The organism is Gemmatimonadaceae bacterium, from assembly GCA_020851035.1.
In the GTDB taxonomy this organism is placed as follows: domain Bacteria; phylum Gemmatimonadota; class Gemmatimonadetes; order Gemmatimonadales; family Gemmatimonadaceae; genus JACMLX01.
Genome location: JADZDM010000024.1, coordinates 17,132 through 35,467, shown reverse-complemented (window position 1 = coordinate 35,467; position 18,336 = coordinate 17,132). Strand labels below are relative to the sequence as shown.

At 71.3% G+C, this 18,336-nt stretch carries 12 protein-coding genes; 3 read left to right on the top strand and 9 right to left on the bottom strand.

What is annotated here, in order from left to right; translation table 11 throughout:
- Nucleotides 1-8: 8 nt before the first annotated feature.
- The 8 genes from IT355_16825 to IT355_16790 form a co-directional block, all read right to left on the bottom strand.
- Nucleotides 9-1,145: a GGDEF domain-containing protein gene (locus IT355_16825; GenBank protein ID MCC7054939.1), complete on the bottom strand. Its 1,137-nt coding sequence runs from the start codon at nucleotides 1,143-1,145 to the stop codon at nucleotides 9-11.
- 198 nt (nucleotides 1,146-1,343) lie between these two features.
- Nucleotides 1,344-2,813 (bottom strand): HAMP domain-containing protein, encoded by a 1,470-nt coding sequence (locus tag IT355_16820; GenBank protein MCC7054938.1) that lies wholly within the window; start codon nucleotides 2,811-2,813, stop codon nucleotides 1,344-1,346.
- Nucleotides 2,814-2,816: 3 nt separating this feature from the next.
- Nucleotides 2,817-3,557, bottom strand: coding sequence for a response regulator transcription factor (locus IT355_16815; GenBank protein ID MCC7054937.1), 741 nt, complete (start codon nucleotides 3,555-3,557; stop codon nucleotides 2,817-2,819).
- Nucleotides 3,558-3,565: 8 nt separating this feature from the next.
- Nucleotides 3,566-4,108: a DinB family protein gene (locus tag IT355_16810; protein ID MCC7054936.1), complete on the bottom strand. Its 543-nt coding sequence runs from the start codon at nucleotides 4,106-4,108 to the stop codon at nucleotides 3,566-3,568.
- A gap of 229 nt (nucleotides 4,109-4,337) precedes the next feature.
- Nucleotides 4,338-5,975 (bottom strand): M20/M25/M40 family metallo-hydrolase, encoded by a 1,638-nt coding sequence (locus tag IT355_16805; GenBank protein MCC7054935.1) that lies wholly within the window; start codon nucleotides 5,973-5,975, stop codon nucleotides 4,338-4,340.
- 688 nt (nucleotides 5,976-6,663) lie between these two features.
- The gene (locus tag IT355_16800) at nucleotides 6,664-7,974 is read right to left on the bottom strand and encodes an ABC transporter permease (GenBank protein MCC7054934.1); all 1,311 of its coding nucleotides are present in this window, start codon (nucleotides 7,972-7,974) and stop codon (nucleotides 6,664-6,666) included.
- Entirely contained in the window at nucleotides 7,971-8,654 is a 684-nt protein-coding gene (locus IT355_16795) for an ATP-binding cassette domain-containing protein (protein ID MCC7054933.1), read from the bottom strand. Before IT355_16795 ends, IT355_16800 begins: the two co-directional genes overlap by 4 nt.
- 26 nt (nucleotides 8,655-8,680) lie before the next feature.
- Entirely contained in the window at nucleotides 8,681-9,187 is a 507-nt protein-coding gene (locus IT355_16790) for a DUF3299 domain-containing protein (protein MCC7054932.1), read from the bottom strand.
- A 255-nt stretch (nucleotides 9,188-9,442) separates the two neighbouring features.
- Here IT355_16790 and IT355_16785 point away from each other — a divergent pair, with 255 nt between their 5' ends.
- Nucleotides 9,443-12,385, top strand: coding sequence for an EAL domain-containing protein (locus tag IT355_16785; GenBank protein ID MCC7054931.1), 2,943 nt, complete (start codon nucleotides 9,443-9,445; stop codon nucleotides 12,383-12,385).
- Nucleotides 12,386-12,403: 18 nt separating this feature from the next.
- Here IT355_16785 and IT355_16780 read toward each other — a convergent pair whose 3' ends face one another.
- Complete coding sequence (locus IT355_16780) at nucleotides 12,404-13,840, bottom strand: AarF/ABC1/UbiB kinase family protein (GenBank protein MCC7054930.1); 1,437 nt, start codon at nucleotides 13,838-13,840, stop codon at nucleotides 12,404-12,406.
- A gap of 398 nt (nucleotides 13,841-14,238) precedes the next feature.
- Between IT355_16780 and IT355_16775 the strand changes: the two genes are divergently transcribed.
- Together IT355_16775 and IT355_16770 are read left to right on the top strand one after the other, a co-directional pair.
- Nucleotides 14,239-15,426, top strand: coding sequence for an aminotransferase class I/II-fold pyridoxal phosphate-dependent enzyme (locus IT355_16775; protein MCC7054929.1), 1,188 nt, complete (start codon nucleotides 14,239-14,241; stop codon nucleotides 15,424-15,426).
- Nucleotides 15,423-18,329, top strand: a complete 2,907-nt coding sequence (locus IT355_16770) for an EAL domain-containing protein (protein MCC7054928.1) — start codon at nucleotides 15,423-15,425, stop codon at nucleotides 18,327-18,329. Before IT355_16775 ends, IT355_16770 begins: the two co-directional genes overlap by 4 nt.
- The last annotated feature ends 7 nt before the right edge of the window (nucleotides 18,330-18,336 follow it).

Sequence of the window (18,336 nt, the reverse complement as noted above, 5' to 3'; positions counted from 1 at the left end):
CGCGACGGTCAGACCGCGGCGGGCATGCCGGCCGTGACCACCCGATTCCGGCCCTCGCGCTTGGCCGAGAGCAGGTGCTGGTCCGCCGCCCGCACCAGGGTGTCGAAGTCGAACCCCTCGCCCGACGCCGCCGCCACGCCGATCGACAGCGTGATGCGCACCACCTCGCCGTTGGAGAGCGTCACCGGCGTGCCCTCCACCACCTTCCGCAGCGATTCCGCCTCGTGCGACGCCTGCACCAGCGAGGCGTCGAGGAAGGCGATCACGAACTCCTCACCGCCCCACCGGCTCACGAGGTCGGTGCGGCGCACCGAGGTCCGCAGCATCGTCGCCACCTGACGCAGCACATGGTCGCCGGCGTGGTGCCCGTGCATGTCGTTCACCTGCTTGAAATGGTCGATGTCGATCATCACCACGCCCAGGTCCGACCGGCGCCGCCACGCCATGAGGAGCTCGTCGCGCATGCGTTCCTCGAAGCTGCGCCGGTTCATGAGGCGCGTGAGCTGGTCGGTGGTCGCGAACCCCTTCAGCTTCGTGGCCCAGTGGGCGATCGAGGCACAGGCCGCGCCGAACAGCAGGAGCGTGAGGATCCGCTCCACCTGCACGCCGGCGTCGAAGGTGCCGTAGCGCACGATGTCGGGGGTGACCGTCGCCGGCCAGGACCGCGCCCCCGCGAGCACGATCAGGCCGTACTGCGCCGCCGCCATCGCGCCGGCCGCGACGGCGATGCGACGATCCCAGCGCACGCAGGTGCCGAGCAGCGCGAAGAAGTACGCTGTGAAGGTGATGCGTCCGTTGAGCGCTGCCGACGGCGTGCCCTGGAGCAGTTCGAGCAGGTGCAGCAGCGACACCATGGTGACGTCGCCCAGTGCCGTCGCGGTGGCGAGCCAGGTGGGCCGCTGGCCCCGCCGCGTGATGACCAGCACCACCGTGGCGAGCGCGAGGCAGGTGAGGTTGACCGGAATCGCACCCCAGTACGTCGTGCCGCGCGGCTCACGCAGTGCCACGGCAACGCCGTACACCGTGAACATGAGCACGACGGCAAATCGGCTGCGGGCAAGCCGGTGCTCGCTGCGCATGGCGAGGTCGGACGCATCCCGGTCACCAGCCCACGCATCGTGCCACCAGCGCCGCGATTCAGCCATGCCCAGTCGTGTCCGCTCGAGCATCTCCGCGGCACCGCATCGCGCCGCCCGCCCTTCTCCCCAGCAGCCGGGTGCGGTGTGACGCCGGCGCTACAGTGGAGGCGAAGGTCGATTTTCCTTGCTTGGAATAACATACCACGCAATCTCCGGTCCAGACACCGCGATTCAACGGTCCTGATCGGTATCGTCACCCACCGCTCACCCCGACGTGGCGAGCCCGGCGGCAGGGAGGGTGATCAGGAACTGCGTGTCACCGGGACGCGAATGCTCCAGATAGACCGCGCCGCCGTGCATCACCGCGATGCGCCGCGCGATCGCGAGGCCCAGCCCGGCTCCGCTGGTCGCGCTCGCGTCGGCGCGGGAGCGGGCCGCATCCACGCGGTAGAAGCGCTCGAAGATCCGCTCCCGCGACTCCGGCGGGATCCCCGGGCCGCGGTCGTGCACGCGGATCGCGTAGCCAGCCGCATCGTGCGTGAGCGAGACATCCACCGTGCCCCCTGGCGGGGAGTACTTCACGGCGTTGTCGAGCAGGTTCAGCACCAGCCGCCCGAGCAGGTCGCGGTCCCCCACCAGCGGCGCCTCGCTCAGCTCGTGCACCACGATCTCCACCCCGCGTTCCGCCGCCAGCCGTCGCAGCACGCGGGTGGCGTCCTGCACCGCCTCGTCCAGGTAGAGCGGCTCCGACTTCATCACGAGGTGGCCGGCATCGGCGCGCGACAGCAGGAAGAGGTCGGCGACGATGCGCGACATGCGGTGCGCCGCGTCCTGCATCACCGTCACCGAGGCGCGGTACTCCTCCTCGTCGCGGTGGGGGCGGGAGAGGGTCACGTCGGCCTCGGTCTTCACGACGGCGGTCGGCGTCCGTAACTCGTGCGAGGCATCCGCCACGAACCGGCGCTGCTGCTCGAACGCCTCCTCCAGCCGGTCGAGCAGGCCGTTCGACACCGTCGCCAGCTGCACCAGCTCGTCGCCCCCCGTGACGGGCAGGCGCTCGTGCAGGTTGCGCACGGTGATCGCCGAGGCCTGCGCCGACATGGCGGCCAGCGGGGCCAGCGAGCGGTTGGCAAGTGCGTGGCTGCCCAGCGCCGCGATCAGCAGCAGCACCGGGATGGAGATGAGGAAGGCGCGGCGGATGCCGTCGATCACCGCCGTGATCTCGTCGAGTGAGTACGCCCCCATCAGCACGAAGCGCCCCGTACCCACGCCGAGGTCCAGCGGCCGCGCCAGCACCCGCACCTGGCCGCCGGCGCTGCGCACGGTGGTCGCGACGACATCGGGCTCCTGCTGGCGGAGCTGCGCCAGCAGGGTGTCGGTGAACAGGTCGGTCGCCGGGCGTTCGAGGGCCAGGTCGGCCGGTTCCTCGATGCGCCCGGAGGTCGCGATGACGTGACCGCTGCTGTCGACGATCGCGATGTTCAGCGCGCGGAACCGCACCTCCTCCACCGTCTGCCGGATGGCGGCGATGGCGCCCTGGTCGCTGCGCCGTTCCGCGCGCAGCTCGCGCGAGAAGGCGTTCAGTGCATCGGTGATGAACACATCGGTGCGCCGCTCCAGCGTGCGGGCGACGAGCATGTAGCACCCCAGCGCGAAGGCCACCAGCGGCAGGGCGAGGAGGATCGTGTAGCGGACCGTCAGTCGCCAGCGCAGGGATGTGGGCCAGCGTGGCACCGGTCAGTCCGCGCGACGGGGCTGGCGCCGGCGGGCGGGCGCGCGCGAGGGCACACTCCCCGCGGCCGCCGGCGGCGGTGCCTGCAGCACGAAACCCGTGCCGCGCAGCGTCGTGAACAGCGGCACCGCCTCGCCGTCGTCGATCTTGCGGCGCAGCCGGCTGGCGTACACGTCGATGATGTTGGAGTACGTGCTGCGGTGGTCCTCCCACACGCTCGCCATCAGGTCGGCACGGCTCACCACCCGGCCGGCGCTGCGGGCCAGCACCAGCAGGAACGCGAACTCGGTGGCCGTGAGCGTGATCGGGCGCTCACCGCGCTGCACCGTGTGGCGCGCGATGTCGATCACCAGGTCGCCCACCACCACGGTCGGCGTGAGGGCATCCGATCCGCGCCGCGTGAGCGCGCGCAGCCGCGCCAGCAGCTCACCGAAGTCGAACGGCTTCACGAGGTAGTCGTCGGCGCCGGCGTCGAGGCCGGCGATGCGATGCTCCACGGCATCGAGCGCGGTCAGCATCAGGATCGGCACCCGGTCGCCACGCGCCCGGATGGCCCGACACACCTCGATCCCGCTCTGTCCGGGCAGCAGGACGTCGAGGATCACCGCATCCCACGGCCCCTCGTCCGCCAGCGTGAGTGCGCCGGTGCCGGTGCCGGTCTGCTCCACCTCGTACGCCGCCTCGCGCAGGCCACGGCTGATCGAGGTGCGCAGCGGACGATCGTCTTCGGCGAAGAGGATGCGCATCCCGGAATCTACGTCGGCGCCGCAGCCCCTGCCGGTGGCGCGCCGGCGCCGTCGCGGAGCACGCGGACGGTCACCGAGAGCTGCCCCACATGCCGCATCGCATGCTCCGCGCCGTGCACCAGGCAGCCGATCACGCTCGATGGCAACTGCGCGCGGCCAACGGCGCGATAGTCACCGAGGATCGCCGGGTCGATGGTGCGCAGCTCGGCCAGCGCAGCAGCGACACGTGCATCGAACGCCGCCATCAGCGCCGGCACGTCATCCAACGCGAGCGGTGAAGCTTCGGCACGCAGCGCCTCGAACTGCGCGGGCGAGAGTCCCTCCCCGCGTGCGTACGTGAAGAGCCGGTCGAGCACACCGGTCATGTGCCGCACGTGGAACGCCGGTGAGGCCACACCGGCGGGACGCGCGTTCCATCCCGGTTCGTCGAGCCCCGCCACGAGTTCGTGCGTGGTCTCACCCACCTGCAGGACGATGTGCGCCACCGGCTGCAGCAGCGGCTGCACACCTTCCACCGGCCCGCGCTGCCACCACTCGGTCTGCTGCGGCATCCTGCCTCCCTGGCTGCGTGCGCATGCGCCGGTCGCGCGCACGCTGCGTGTGTTGTGTGTGTGAGTGTGTGTGTGAGTATGTCTGCGCGACGTGCCCGCACGGCGGCGCGGCGCGTGCATCCGCCGCGCAGGCACCGGGAAAACACACGGGGCCGGCCACCTTTCGGCAACCGACCCCGCATACTCCCACCCAGGAGGTTTGCGTGGACTCCCCTCCACGCATCCTGTACTACCGCCGGTAGCCGCTGGTGTTCCGCATCCCGTCCACGCAGCTCGGCCAGGCCCCTGGCGAACCGCTCGGGCCGTTCGGCAGCGGGTCGCGCTTCACCCGGCGCATGAACGTCGGATCCTCGCTGGAGAGGTATATCAGCATCGCGACCAGCGTCGCGTTCTGCTTCAGGTCGTCCACCACGATCTTGTCGTACGTGTCACGATTCGTGTGCCAGGTGGTGAAGCCGTAGTCCCAGCCCAGTGCATTGAGGCCGAAGCCCGGTGCGCCGGCGCAGACGAAGCTCACGTGGTCGGTGCCACCGGTGCCCGGCACCCCGACACCGGAGTAGCGGATCCACTGCGTGAAGTCGCTCGGCAGCTGTGACAGGTAGCCGCGAATCACGGTGTCCGCGCTCACCAGGCCGCTCGCGCCCATCCCCACGATCCGGCCGGTGCCGTTGTCCTGGTTCCACAGCGCATGCAGCCCGCTCACCACGTCCGGGTGGTCCTTCACGAAGGCGCGTGACCCGTTCAGACCCTGCTCCTCCCCGCCCCAGTGACCGGCGAGGATGGTGCGCTTCGGCTTGAAGCCCGCCTTCTTCAGGATCCGCATCGCCTCGAGCATCGTCACCGTGCCGGTGGCGTTGTCGGTGGCGCCGCTGGCGGCCTCCCACGAATCGAGGTGGGCCGAGAGCATCACGTACTCGCTGGCGGTGCGGCCAGTGCCGCGGATCTCGGCCATGGTGTTCGCCACCGGCTGCTCACCCAGGAACTCGCTCTCGAGCTGCACGCGGAGCTTCGGCCCCTGGTTCCGCGAGGCCAGGCGGTACACCAGCCCGTAATCCTCGCAGCTCAGGTCGAACGTCGGCACCTGCTGGCGCGGCGTGCCGAACACCTTGTTGATGCCCGGATAGTTCGACCAGCCGAAGGTGACCACGCCGGCGGCGCCGTACACCTTCAGGCTGTCCTGCAGGCCGGCGGCCGAGACGTTGCGGTTGTTGAAGCTCACGCGCAGCGAATCCTGTCCGGCGCGCAGCGCCGCCAGCGACGCCGGCGTGCTGAACTCGGCCAGCTGCTGCGGTGTGCGGCAGCTCAGGTTCGGGGCGTTGATCATGACGAACTTGCCACGGGTGGCCATCAGCCATGCGTGTGCAGACTCCGCCGACTCGAACTGCGGCAGCACCACCACGTCGCCGGTCACCGCGCCGTTGGTGGCGGGGCTCCACGCCAGCATCGTGGCCTCGAGCGTGCGCACCCGCGGCGCCACGAGGTCCACGTGCGTCACGCCGCGGCGGAAACCGTTGAAGGTGCCGTACGCCTCCTTTCGCGCGGTGATGCCCCACTCCGCGTACTTGCGCAACAGCCAGTCACCGGCGGCCGTGAACCCCGGCGAGCCGGTGAGCCGCGGCCCGACGGAGTCGGTGAGGACCTGTGCCAGCGCCCCCGCCTCCGAGCGCTGCATCCCCTCCTCCATGATGCGGAGCAGCATCGGATCGGTGACCGGGGTGCGGCGCACCCACGCCGGCCACTCCTCGGGCGCGATGGGCCGGGCCATGGCGTTCGGCGCGGTGGGCGCCTCCACCGGCCGCTGGGCGGTGAGCAGCGCAGGCACCGTCAGCGCGACGGTGCCGGTGAATCGACGGACGGACCAGGACATGAAGCCTCGCGAAGGAGTGAACGCACGAATCTTCCCGTCGTACGGTCGGCGCGGCACCCCCGTTGCCGGCGCGCATCCTCTGCCCGGCTCCAGGCGCCGGCACGGGCGGCGCTCGCGACCCGCTCCACTGGCGCGCACGAAAAGACGGGCCGCCTCCCCGAGGGGAGACGACCCGCCGTCGCGCGGCAAAGCGCTCGGGATCGCTCGTGCACGCGCATGCTAGCGGCGCCTCATCGCGCCAGAACACCGCTACTCTCCGCCGCTCCGGCACTTACGCGAACGCTTTGCACCTGAACTCAGGGCATGGCGAGTGCCAAGCGGGACAATTGGCGGAGGCTGGCAGCGCCGGCACCACTCGTCACACGCTAACACCTTGTCGTGCAAGGGTTTGGCTGAGCCCGCCGGGGACCGGAGCGTCCGGAAGTGATGTCGCACCACGAGGCACCGGCGACAGAAACGGACGGGAGTGTGGCAGCGATCCCACTGTCGAGGTCGCACAGTGTGGGACGCGCGCCTCGATTGGTCACGCACTGTCTGCAATCCCCCGGCGCCACCCCGCCAAATGCGCGCACTCTGTAACGCCGGGACTCAGAGTCGCGCCGCCGCCTCGGACTCTGAGTCACGGAACCACCGCTGACTCTGAGTCAGGCGGCCGCGAAGGGGACAGAGTCAACGTGCCCGCGCGGACTCAGAGTCGCGGACTCAGGCCGTCCGCGAGCGAGCTCCGGTACGCCCGCCACGCCGGCACCAGCCCCACCAGCACCCCCGCCGTCAGCACCACCCCGATGTACGCCCACTCCAGCGCCCCCGGCGCCTGCACCGCGATGTGCACACCGGTGTTCGACTCGATCACCCCCTGCGCCAGCGCGAAGCCCCCCATCACCAGCGCCACGCCAAGCGCGCAGCCCAGCAGCGTCAGGAGCCCGCTCTCCAGCACCAGCAGTGACACGATCATCGACGGGCGTGCCCCCACCGCGCGCAGCACCGCCATCTCGCGCCGCCGCGCCTCGAGCGACGAATAGAGCGCCACCAGCATGCCGATCAGCCCCACCACGATCGTGAGCGCCCCCACCAGCCGGAGCCCCCCCTCCACCGTGCCGAGCGTCTTCCACAGCTCGGCCAGCGTCACGCCCGGGATCACCGCCGTCAGAGGCTCCGCCTTGTACTGGTTGATCTCACGCTGCAGGCGCAGCGTCTCGAACCGCGTGCGGGTGCCGACCAGGAACGCGCTGAGCGCCTTCGGCTGGTCCTCGAACACGTTGGCCGGCGGCGCGGCGGGAGCACCCGGCATCACCGGCGGGGTCGCGCCGGGCATCGCGGGCGGCGCCCCGGCCCCGGGCAGCCCCGGCACCTCGCCCGCCTCGTGCATCGCCTCGATCCCGTCCAGCGTCACGAACAGCGCGCGGTCCAGCGGCGTGAACGTCGGCGCCAGGATGCCCACCACTGTGAACGGGTGTGCCTCGTGGTCACCGAGGCCCTCCACGGCATTGAGGCCATGCCCCACCGTCACCGCCGCCCCCAGCGTGTAGCCCAGCCGCTCGGCCACCTCGCTGCCCAGCACCACGTCGCCGGCCCCGCCGATCACCCGGCCCTGCGCGAACGTCAGCCGCCCGGAACTCCGGTACCGCCAGTGCTCGAACAGCGCCGGCGTGGTGCCGATCACGCGGTAGCCGCGGTGCGAATCACCGATCGCCAGCGGCACCGTCCACCGGATGGCGGGGTGTTTCGCCCACTGCTCGTACACCGGGTACGGCACGCTGCCGGTGGGTGAGCCGATGCCGAAGACGGCACCGAGCAGCAGCTGGAGGGTGCCGCCACGCGCGCCGACCACGAGGTCGGTCCCCTTGATCGTGCCGGTGAAGCTCTCGCGCATGCCGCGCCGTGCCTGTTCCACGCCCAGCAGCAGCGTGATGCTCAGCGCCACCGCCGCGACGGTCAGGATCGACGTGACGGGACGGTTGCGCAGCGAGCGCCAGGCGAGGGAGAGGAGCATCCTCACGCCGCATCACTCCGGGCGGCGCGGTTGAGCTGCGGCAGCGAGAGCTGCACGTCGAAGCGGGCGCCGAGCGCCGCGTCGTGGCTCACGAACAGCAACGTGGCGCCGGCCCGCTCCACGCTGCTCGCCAGCAGCGCGAGGAAGGCGTCGCGGCGGTCGGTGTCCAGCGACGACGTGGGTTCGTCGCAGATCACCAGCTCCGGCGCGGCGAGCAGCGCGCGCGCCGCGGCCACGCGCTGCTGCTGGCCCACGCTCAACGCGGTGGACTGCTGGTGCAGCAGTGCGGTGATGTCGAGCTGCGCCGCCACGTCACGGATGGCCGCGTCGAGCGGCACGGCGCCAAGGCGCGCGCGGCGGCGCGCATCGAGCCGGCACGGCAACGCGATGTTGTCGTACGCGCTGAGGTACGGGATGAGGTTGAACTGCTGGAACACGTACCCCACACACTCGGCGCGGAAGCCGTCCCGCTGCGCGCTGCTCATCGCCACCAGGTCCCGGTCCAGCACGCGCACGCGGCCGGTGGTGGCGGGCAGCACGCCGGCGAGGATGCCGAGGAGCGTGGTCTTGCCGCAGCCCGAGGGCCCGTGCAGGAAGACGCGGGCACCGCGGGCCACGCTGAGCTGCGGGATGTCGAGCACGCGCGGCCCGCTGCCATACGCGAACTGCAGCGAGTCGATCGCGATGGCGGCGCCGGGCTGCCCCGGCGGCGTCACTTCTTCACGTACGGCGAGACCCGCTGACCCTTGATGGTGAAGCCGGCGGTGCCGTAGAGGCTCTCCACCAGGTCGATCCCGAGGGTGCCCTCGAGCCAGATGGCCTCGAAGAGGTCGAGCCGGACGCGGCGGCGCCCCTCCATCTCCACCAGCACCATCTGGTTCGGCGGCGGCGGCGGGGTGTGCACGCAGGCGCCGTAGTACGGCACCAGCAGGAACTCCGCGTCCTCCTGGCTGGCGTCGTCCAGCGGCACCACGTAGCCGGCGATCCGCACCACCTGGCCGCTCAGCGCCCGCAGGGCCGGCACCACGGCCCCGGTCTGGGGATTCATGCCGCCGAGCGTCCGCCAGTCGATGAGCACCGGGTCGGTCACGGTGCCGCGGCCGGACAGCCGGAGTGCGGCAGCCCCGGTGAGCACCGACGGCGCGGCGCCCGCGAAGGGATCGCCAAGCGGGGCGGACAGCGCGAGGGTGGCGGCGAGGGCGAGCGAGGTCAGGGGCATGGGTCGGCCGGGGTCGGGACAGGTCTCTCGCCTGAATATCGCGCAGGCGCCGCGCGGTGTTGTACCCCGGTCGCGGCGGACGCTCCCGGCCCCCGGCCATGGGCGAGCGTCCCTGCCGCCAGGCGACCGGGGAGCGGCCCGGGAGACACCCTGCATCGCGCCCGTTTGCAGCGGCCTTTGCTGTGACCAAAGCGGGCCAGACATGTCATGGGGTGAGAACAAGCGACCGCCCTCCACCCCCTGGGCGGTCCGTTCATGTCTGATCCGGTTTTCATGGCCTCGACCCAGCTCCCGACACCGCTGTTCCTGACGGCGCAGCGCCTGAACACGCTCGAACCGCGCGCGAAGCAGTCCGTGCGTGGTGCGATCATGTACGCGCTGGCGTATGCAGCGATGATGCTGTTCGACGCGCCGAATATCCTGCTGCACGTGATGCTGGTGCCGCCCTGCCTGGCGGCCGCGTGGTTCGCGGGCGAGGCGGTGCGTCGCACCCCCGACCGCCGCACGCGCTACGCCTGGCGGATCGTGTCGCTGGCCCTGCTGCTGCAGGCCCTTGCCGACGGCGGCTGGACGTACTTCGAGCTGATCGGCCGCACCACGATGTGGGACCGCTGGAGCCACGCCCCGGGCCTGGTCATCACGCCGCTCTGGCTGCTGGCGGTGATCACCTTTCCCCGCGGCCGCCGCTCGAAGGCCGATGCCACGCGCTTCACGCTCGATGCGCTGACGGTGGTGTCCGCCGCCGCGATGATCGTGTGGCACTTCATCCTGAGCCCCATCCTCGCCGGCGACATCGGCCGCGAGGACATCATGATCTACACGGTCTACTCCGGCCTCGACCTGATCACGCTGGTCGCGGCGGCGTCGATGCTGCTGCAGGACCCGGGGCTCACGCTGCGGCGCAGCTCGTGGTGGATCGCGACCGGCCTGATGGTCGGCTTCGTGGCCAACACGATGTGGAGCGTGCTGAACATGCGCTACGCACCGATGATCGCGCAGGTCACCGACGTGCTGCGCATCGGCGGCTACCTGATGGTGAGCCTGGGCTGCGTGGTGGGCTGGGCCGACGCACGCGGCACCACCATCGTCGCCCGCGGTGCGCTGCTCCGCGCCCGCTTCAGCATCGTGCCCTATGTCGCGGTGGCGATGGGCTATGGCCTGCTGTTCGTGATGGCGCTGCGCGAGACGTACCACATCACCGACCTCGTCGTCGGCGCGGTGGTCCTGACCTCGCTGGTGATGGCCCGGCAGCTCACCGCCGTGCGCGAGAACATGCGCCTCTACGTGGAGCAGACGGCCAAGGAGACGGAGGCCCGCTTCCGCTCGCTGGTGCAGCACTCCTCCGACGTGTTCGCGATCCTCGACCCGCTCGGCATCATCCGCTACGTCAGCCCCGCCGCCGAGCGCGTGTTCGGCACCTCGGCCGACCGGATGGTGAACCGCACCCTCGCGGAACTGGTGCACGAGGCCGACCGCGGCGCCTACGAGTCGCACTTCTCGGCCTCGCTGATGGGCAGCTCGTCGCTCACCCACATCGGCTGCCGGATGATCCGCACCGACGGCGAGTGGATGCGCACCGAGACGGTGGCCACCAACCTGCTCGCCGACCAGAACGTCAACGGCATCGTGCTCACGATCCGCGACGTGACCGAGCGCGTCACGCTCGAGGAGCACCTGCGCCACCAGGCGCTGCACGACCCGCTCACGGGGCTGGGCAACCGCGCGCTGTTCCAGGACCGCGTGGCCCACGGCCTCGCCCGCGCCGAGCGCACGAAGGACGAGGTGGCGGTGATCTTCCTCGACCTCGACAACTTCAAGGAGATCAACGACTCGCTCGGCCACGCCGCCGGTGACGCGGTGCTGGTGCAGACGGCCAACCGCGTGCGCACCTGCCTGCGTGACAGCGACACCGCCGCCCGGTTCGGCGGCGACGAGTTCGCGATCCTGCTCGAGCAGACCCGCGGTGAGGGCGAGGTGATGGATGTCGCCAACCGCATCTCGGCCGCCCTCGCCCGCCCGCTGCAGGTGGAAGGCAAGGACGTGGACCTGAACGCCAGCATCGGCATCGCGCGCGCGCAGCCCCAGCAGTCCGCCGACGAGGTGCTGCGCAACGCCGACGTGGCGATGTACCATGCCAAGGCCCGCGGCAAGGCCTGCGCCGTGCTCTACGAGAGCGGCATGCATGCGGCGGTGCTCGACCGCATCGAGTTGCAGGCCGACCTGCGCAAGGCACTGGAGCGCAACGAGCTCACGCTGGTCTACCAGCCGATCGTGGAGCTGGGCACGCAGCAGATCATCGGCGCCGAGGCGCTGGTGCGCTGGAACCACCCGTACCGCGGCATGGTGTCGCCGGCCGACTTCATCCCGCTCGCGGAGGAGACGGGCATCATCGTCGAGATCGGCGAGTGGGTGCTGAAGACCGCCGCCACCGAGGCCGCGAACTGGCCCGTGCCGCCCGGCCAGCAGCCGGTCACGATCACGGTGAACCTCTCCGCGCGCCAGATGGTGGACGGCAACTTCATCGAGATCGTGAAGAAGACGCTGCAGCAGAGCCGCCTCGATGCCGACCGCCTCGTGCTGGAGCTCACCGAGAGCATGCTCGTCGGCCGCAGCACCGACACCCTCGCGCTGCTGCACCGCATCCGCGCCCTCGGCGTCCGCCTGGCCATCGACGACTTCGGCACCGGCTACTCGTCGCTCGGCTACCTCTCGCAGTATCCGCTGGACGTGCTCAAGATCGACCGCAGCTTCGTGCAGGGCATGGACCACGGCCCGAACGGGCGCGCCCTCGCCTCGGCGGTGGTGGCCCTTGGCCGCTCGCTCAAGCTGAAGGTGGTGGCCGAGGGCATCGAGCGCGCCGAGCAGGAGTGGGACCTGCGCAACCTCGGCTGCGACTTCGGCCAGGGATACCTGTACTCGCGCCCGATCTCGGCGTACCAGATCGCCGAGATGCTGCTGGTGGGCGAGCTCGGGGCGCAGCGCACGGGCCAGCCGCAGAAGGCCCTCACCGGTCCGCTGATCGGCAACAAGGCCAGTGCCCTGGGCACGCCGATGGCGCTGGCCGCGATGCACGCCGCGCACCAGCCCGTGACCGCAGCCATCACGCAGCAGTCGGCGCCGACTTCCCTCGACTCGATCATGCCGGACATTCCCGGCGCGATCGCGGTGGAACGCACGATCGTCCTGCCGCGCAGCTGACCCGCGCGGCGCGCGGCGCTAGCGGGAGCGCGACGCCAGCGCCGGCAGCAGTTGCGACGCCAGCGTCGCCACGGCATCCCGGCTCGCGCGGCGCGCGATCGCCACCAGCGACCCGAGCGTGGCCCCGAGCGCCGTGGCCATGTCGGGGGCCCCGCCGAGCGGCTCCCCCAGCGAGGAGAGGATCTCGCGCCGCAACCGCACCACGATCGGCGTCGCGAAGCGGATCGCATTGAAGTGCGTGTCGTACCGCACGCCCAGCCCCTCGATCAGCGCCGCCGTCCGCGCGAAGTAGACCATGTTGCCGGGCAGCAGCACCGGAAAGTCGTAGAGCGTCGCCATCACCTCGTCGGCCAGCCGCGTCAGCCGCTCGATCCGCTCGGTGGCCGTGGTCCGTTCGTTGGCGAGCGTGATCAGCTGCCCCGCCATCGTCACGATCATCGCGCGGTCCGCGCCCGGCTCGATCAGGCCCAGCGCGTAGAACCCGTCCACCACCTTCTCCACGTCACCGCGGATGGACGCGAAGACCGTCTGCACCAGCACCCGGCGCGTCTCCACCGGCACCTCGACCACCATGCCGAAGTCCAGCAGCGTCAGCCGCCCCTGCGTGTCCACGAACACGTTGCCGGGGTGCGGGTCGGCGTGGAACAGCCCGTCCACCAGCATCATCTGCACGTACAGCTCCATCACCGAGCGCAGCACGTCGTCGGCGCGCACACGGCCGGTGGAGATCCAGTCGCCCAGCTGGTCCACGCGACGGCCGTCGATGAACTCCAGCACCAGCGCCCGCTGCCGGGTGTATGCGTCCAGCACCTCCGGCACGCGGATCGCCGCGTTCTTCGCGAAGTTCGCACGCACCTGCGTGGCGTAGCGCGCCTCCTGCCGGAAGTCCATCTCGTCGGCCACGCGGCGCTCGAACTCGTCCAGCACCGTGCGCAGGCCGGCCACGTGCGGCGGGTTGAGGCGCGATGCCACCAGGTCGAGGATGCGGCGGGCCGCGTGGATGTCACCCGACACCAGCCGCTCGACGCCGGGGCGCAGCACCTTCACCACCACCTCCCGCCCGTCCACCCGCGCCCGGTGCACCTGCCCGAGCGACGCGGCCGCCAGCGGCTCCACGTCGAAGTGCTCGAACACCGTCTCCGGCGGGGCGCCGTAACTGTCGATCAGGCTGGCCCGGATCCGGTCGGCCGGCACCGGCGGCACCCGGTCGGTGAGGGTGCCGAGGGCGCTGACGTACGGCTCGGGGATGATGTCGGACCGCCCCGCGAAGAGCTGGGCCAGCTTCACGAAGGTCGGGCCGAGGCTCGCGAGGACGTGCACCAGCTGCTCGGCCCGGGCGTCATGGAACGCCGGCGTCCGGACCGCCCCGCGCCCCGCCACCAGCCAGCGGTGCCGGTCGCGGCGGAAGCTCAGGAGCAGCGGCAGGCAACGCAGCAGGATCTGGATCACACGCATGGCGGAACATACCCCGTACCGGAGGGGCCGAGCCGTCGGACGACCGCGCAGGCGCCCGCCCGCGCGGTCACCACGACACCACACCGGTCCGGTGGCCGGCGACGACCCGGAAGTGTCGGTCGTGCCGGCCCCCGAGGGACCGATACTCCGAAGGACGGGCGCGCGACATGCCGATCCAACGAAAACTGCCGCCGCCGGGTTCACGAAACCCGGCCGGTTACCGCAGCGCGTCTCATTTGTTCGGACGACGAGGAGCTTTCCTCGGCGTCCGTGGATCGTCATTGTTCGTCAACCGGAGCGTGTGCGGCAGCGCGTCGCACCCGTACGGCCCCACCCATCTGCGTTCCCGTCCGGCCTGGTGCCCACCCGCCTTCCGGACGTTCCTCCACCGCACTCCCGTGCCCGTCCACATCCTGCCGACGCTGGCCACCATCCCGCCGTACGTGTTCTCCGAGCTCGAGCGCCGGAAACAGGCGGCGCGCGCCGCCGGGCACGACTTCCTGGATCTTGGCATCGGCAGTCCCGACCAGCCGCCCCCGGCCCTCGTCATCGAGGCCCTGCGCGAGGCGGCACTCACGGCTCCCATGAATCCCTACCCGCCGTTTCGCGGGAGCCCGCGGCTGCTGACGGCGGCGGCCGGGTTCATGTCGGCCCGGTTCGGGGTGACCTTCGATCCCGAACGCGAGATCGTTGCACTGGCCGGCTCGAAGGAGGGAATCGCCGAGCTGCTTTCCACGCTCTGCGGGCCCGGCGACACCGTGCTGGCCCCGGCGCTCAGCTACCCGGTGTACCTGCGGGCGCCGTTGATGCACGGCGCCGACGTGCACCTGGTGCCGATGGACCCGGCCCGGAGCTGGCAGCTCGACCTGGAGAGCATCCCCGCCGAGGTGCTGACACGCGCCCGGGTGCTGATCGCCAACTATCCCAACAATCCCACCGGCGCCGTGACGACGCTGGCCGGCATGGCCGAGCTGGTGGAGTTCGCGCGCCGGCACGACCTGGTGCTGCTGCACGACCTCGCCTATTCCGAGCTGACCTACGACGGCCACGTGGCACCGAGCGTGTTCGAGGTGCCCGGGGCCCGTGACGTCGCGGTGGAGTTCCACTCCTGCTCGAAGTCGTTCAACATGGCCGGCATGCGCGTGGGCTTCGTGGCCGGCCGCGCCGACGCGCTCGATGCGCTGCTGGCCTACCGCGCGAACGTGGGCTACGGCGTGTCGATGCCGATCCAGCACGCGGCGGCGTACGCGCTCGACAACGTGCGCACCCTGCTGCCGCCGATCGTGGCCACCTATCGCGAGCGGCGCGACGTCCTGTATGACACGCTGCGCGGCCTCGGCTGGGACGTGACGCCGCCGCAGGCCGCGATGTACGCCTGGCTGCCGCTCCCCGACGGCCTCGAGCCGTGGGACGCGGTGCAGCGCGTGCTGATGGATGGACAGGTCATGATCACGCCCGGCCTCGCCTTCGGCGACGCCGGCGCGCGCTGGTTCCGGGTCTCGCTGATCGCGCCGGCGGAGGCGCTGCGCGCTGCGGCGGTGCGCATGGCGCAGGTGCTGGACCATTCCGCTGCGGGCGTGCGGTGAGCATCCTGCGCAACCGGCAGCCGAACGAGCCGGCCGCGCTCAGCAACGCCCGCGCCCTGCGCCGGCGGACGCCGGCGCCGGCGGCGGAGCCGGGCCAGCACGCGGCGGACCTCGACGCGCTGCGGCGCACGCCCGACACACGCACCGGGCACCACCGCGTGCGCACGCGACTGCCGTGGACCGGCTGGTCGAGCTGGACGCGCTGGCTCACGATCCTCGCCATCGGCATGTCGTTCGTGGCCTGTGTCGCCATCGCCCTCGACCCGCGCCACCGCTCGGCACCGGGTGACGCCTGGCTGGTGATGGCGAGCGTCGCCAGCGCGATCGTGGCGTTCTTCAATGCCGGCGCGGAGTGGCAGGGCAAGGCACGACCGGCCTGGCGCCTGGTGGGGCTGGGGCTCGTCTGCCAGTCGCTGGCCGCGCTGGCGTGGGGCCTGATGCCGTTCGTGACGGTGCCGGACGTGTTCGCGGCCTGGACGATGATCTGCCACGTGGTGGCGGCGCCCCTGGCCGTGGCAGGACTGCTCGCCTTCCGCTCCAGCTTCCGCCGGCCGGTGGAGCGCCTGAAGTTCGCGCTCGACGTGGGTGCGATCCTCTTCCTCGGTGCCATGCTGTCCTGGTACCTGATGCGGCTCTCGAATCCCACGGGCGATGTGGTGCACTGGCTGCGCACGTCGCCGGGGCTGCTGCTGCTGCCGGGGCTGGAGCTGCTCGGCGTGGTGAGTGTGGCAGCGGTCTGGAACCGGCTGGGCGGTCGCGGGGACCGGCGCGGCGTCGCGCTGATGGGGCTGGGCCTGGTGCTCGCCTTCGCGAGCACTGCAGTGGAGTCATGGCACATCACCGCCGGCACCGCCGTACCCACCGCCATCGAGTGCATCGGGCGCGCACTGTTGCTGCTCGGCCTCCTGATGGAGTACAACACCCGTCCCGTGGAGGCGGCCCCGCAGTCAGCGGCCGGTGCCGACACCGCGATCCGCAGCACGCTGGTCCCGTACACCTCGGTGGTGCTCGGCGCCGCCATGCTGGCCGACCTCTCGCTGCGCGCCGGCAACCACGAGATCACCGCCTTCATCGGCGCGATGTTCCTGATGACGCTGATGGTCATCGCGCGCCAGGCCGTGAGCGTGCGCGAGAACGCGCGCCGCAGCAACGCGCGCGCCCACGCCGAGAGCGAGACGCGCTTCCGGTCGCTCGTGCAGCACAGCACCGACCTCATCACGATCATCGACGGCGCCGACACCATCCGCTACGTGAGCCCGGCGATCAACCGTGTCTTCGGCTACGAGATCGCGGACATGGAGGGCAAGCCGCTCCGCGACCTGGTGCACACCGACGACGTGGTGCCCATGCTCGGCTTCCTCGCGGATGCCGCGAAGCCCGGCAGCAAGGCCGCCACCACGCACTGGCGCATGCTGAGTGCGTCGGGGGCGTGGTGCCGCGTGGAGAACGTGGCCGTGAACCTGCTCGCCGACCCCACCGTCGGCGGGGTGGTGCTGACCACCCGTGACGTGTCGCACCGCGTGGCGCTCGAGGAGCAGCTCGTGCACCGCGCCTTCCACGACGAGCTCACGGGGCTGGCCAACCGCGCCCTCTTCACCAACCGCGTGGAGCAGGCACTGCTGCGGGCGTCCCGTGACGGCCGCCGCACGGCCGTGCTCTTCCTCGACCTCGACGACTTCAAGGAGATCAACGACTCGCTCGGCCACGCCGCCGGTGATTCGCTCCTGATGCAGGGCGCGGACCGCCTGCGGGCCTGCCTGCGCGCCGGCGACACCGCTGCCCGCCTGGGGGGCGACGAGTTCGCGGTGCTGCTCGAGGGATGCAACGAGGACGGCGAGGAGGCGATGCACGTGGCCGAGCGCATCTCGATGGCGTTCGCCCGCCCGTTCTCGCTCGAGAACCGCGAGGCGTTCTCCACCGCCAGCATCGGCGTCGCGATCAACTCCGGCACCGAGGCGGGCGAGGACCTGCTGCGGAACGCCGACCTCGCGATGTACCTCGCCAAGCGCCGCGGCAAGGCGCGTGTCGAGCGCTTTGCCTCGCACATGCACGAGGAGGTGGTGGAACGCCTCGACCTCCTCGCCGACCTGCGCTACGCCATCGAGCGCGACGAGCTGCAGCTCGAGTACCAGCCGATCGTGGACCTCGAGACGCGCACCGTCACCGGCCTCGAGACGCTGGTGCGCTGGGACCACCCGCGCCGCGGCCGCATCCCGCCCGCCGACTTCATCCCGATCGCCGAGCAGTCCGGGCTGATCGTGGCCATCGGTCGCTGGGTCATGCTGCACGCCTGCGCCCATGCCCGCCACTGGAGCCGCAGCCTGCCCGAGCTGCTGCCGGTGACGGTCACCGTGAACCTCTCCGCGCGACAGCTCGGCGACGAGCACCTCATCGACGACGTCGCCAACGCCCTGCGCGTGGCGGGACTCCGCCGCGACCAGCTCGTGCTCGAGCTCACCGAGAGCACGCTGCTCGCCAACAGCGAGGAGACGGTCGGCATCCTCACCTCGCTCAAGGCGCTCGGCGTGCGCCTGGCCATCGACGACTTCGGCACCGGTTACTCGTCGCTCTCGTACCTGCACCGCTTCCCGGTGGACGTGCTGAAGATCGACCGCAGCTTCGTCGAGGGCGTGGCCGACGGGCCGGGCGCGAGCGCGCTCGCCAATGCCGTCATCGCCCTCGGCAACTCGCTCGGCCTGCGCACGGTGGCCGAGGGCATCGAGAGCGAGGCGCAGCACGCGGTGCTGGCGAAGCTCGGCTGCAAGTTCGGGCAGGGCTACCTCTTCTCCCCGCCGCTCCCGCCGGCCGACGTGATGCCGTACCTCGCGCGCCACGGCCAGCGCGGCAACGGCCGCAACACGCCGGAACGCCTCACGCCGCTCTCCACGCGCGTCATCAGCTGAGCGCTTC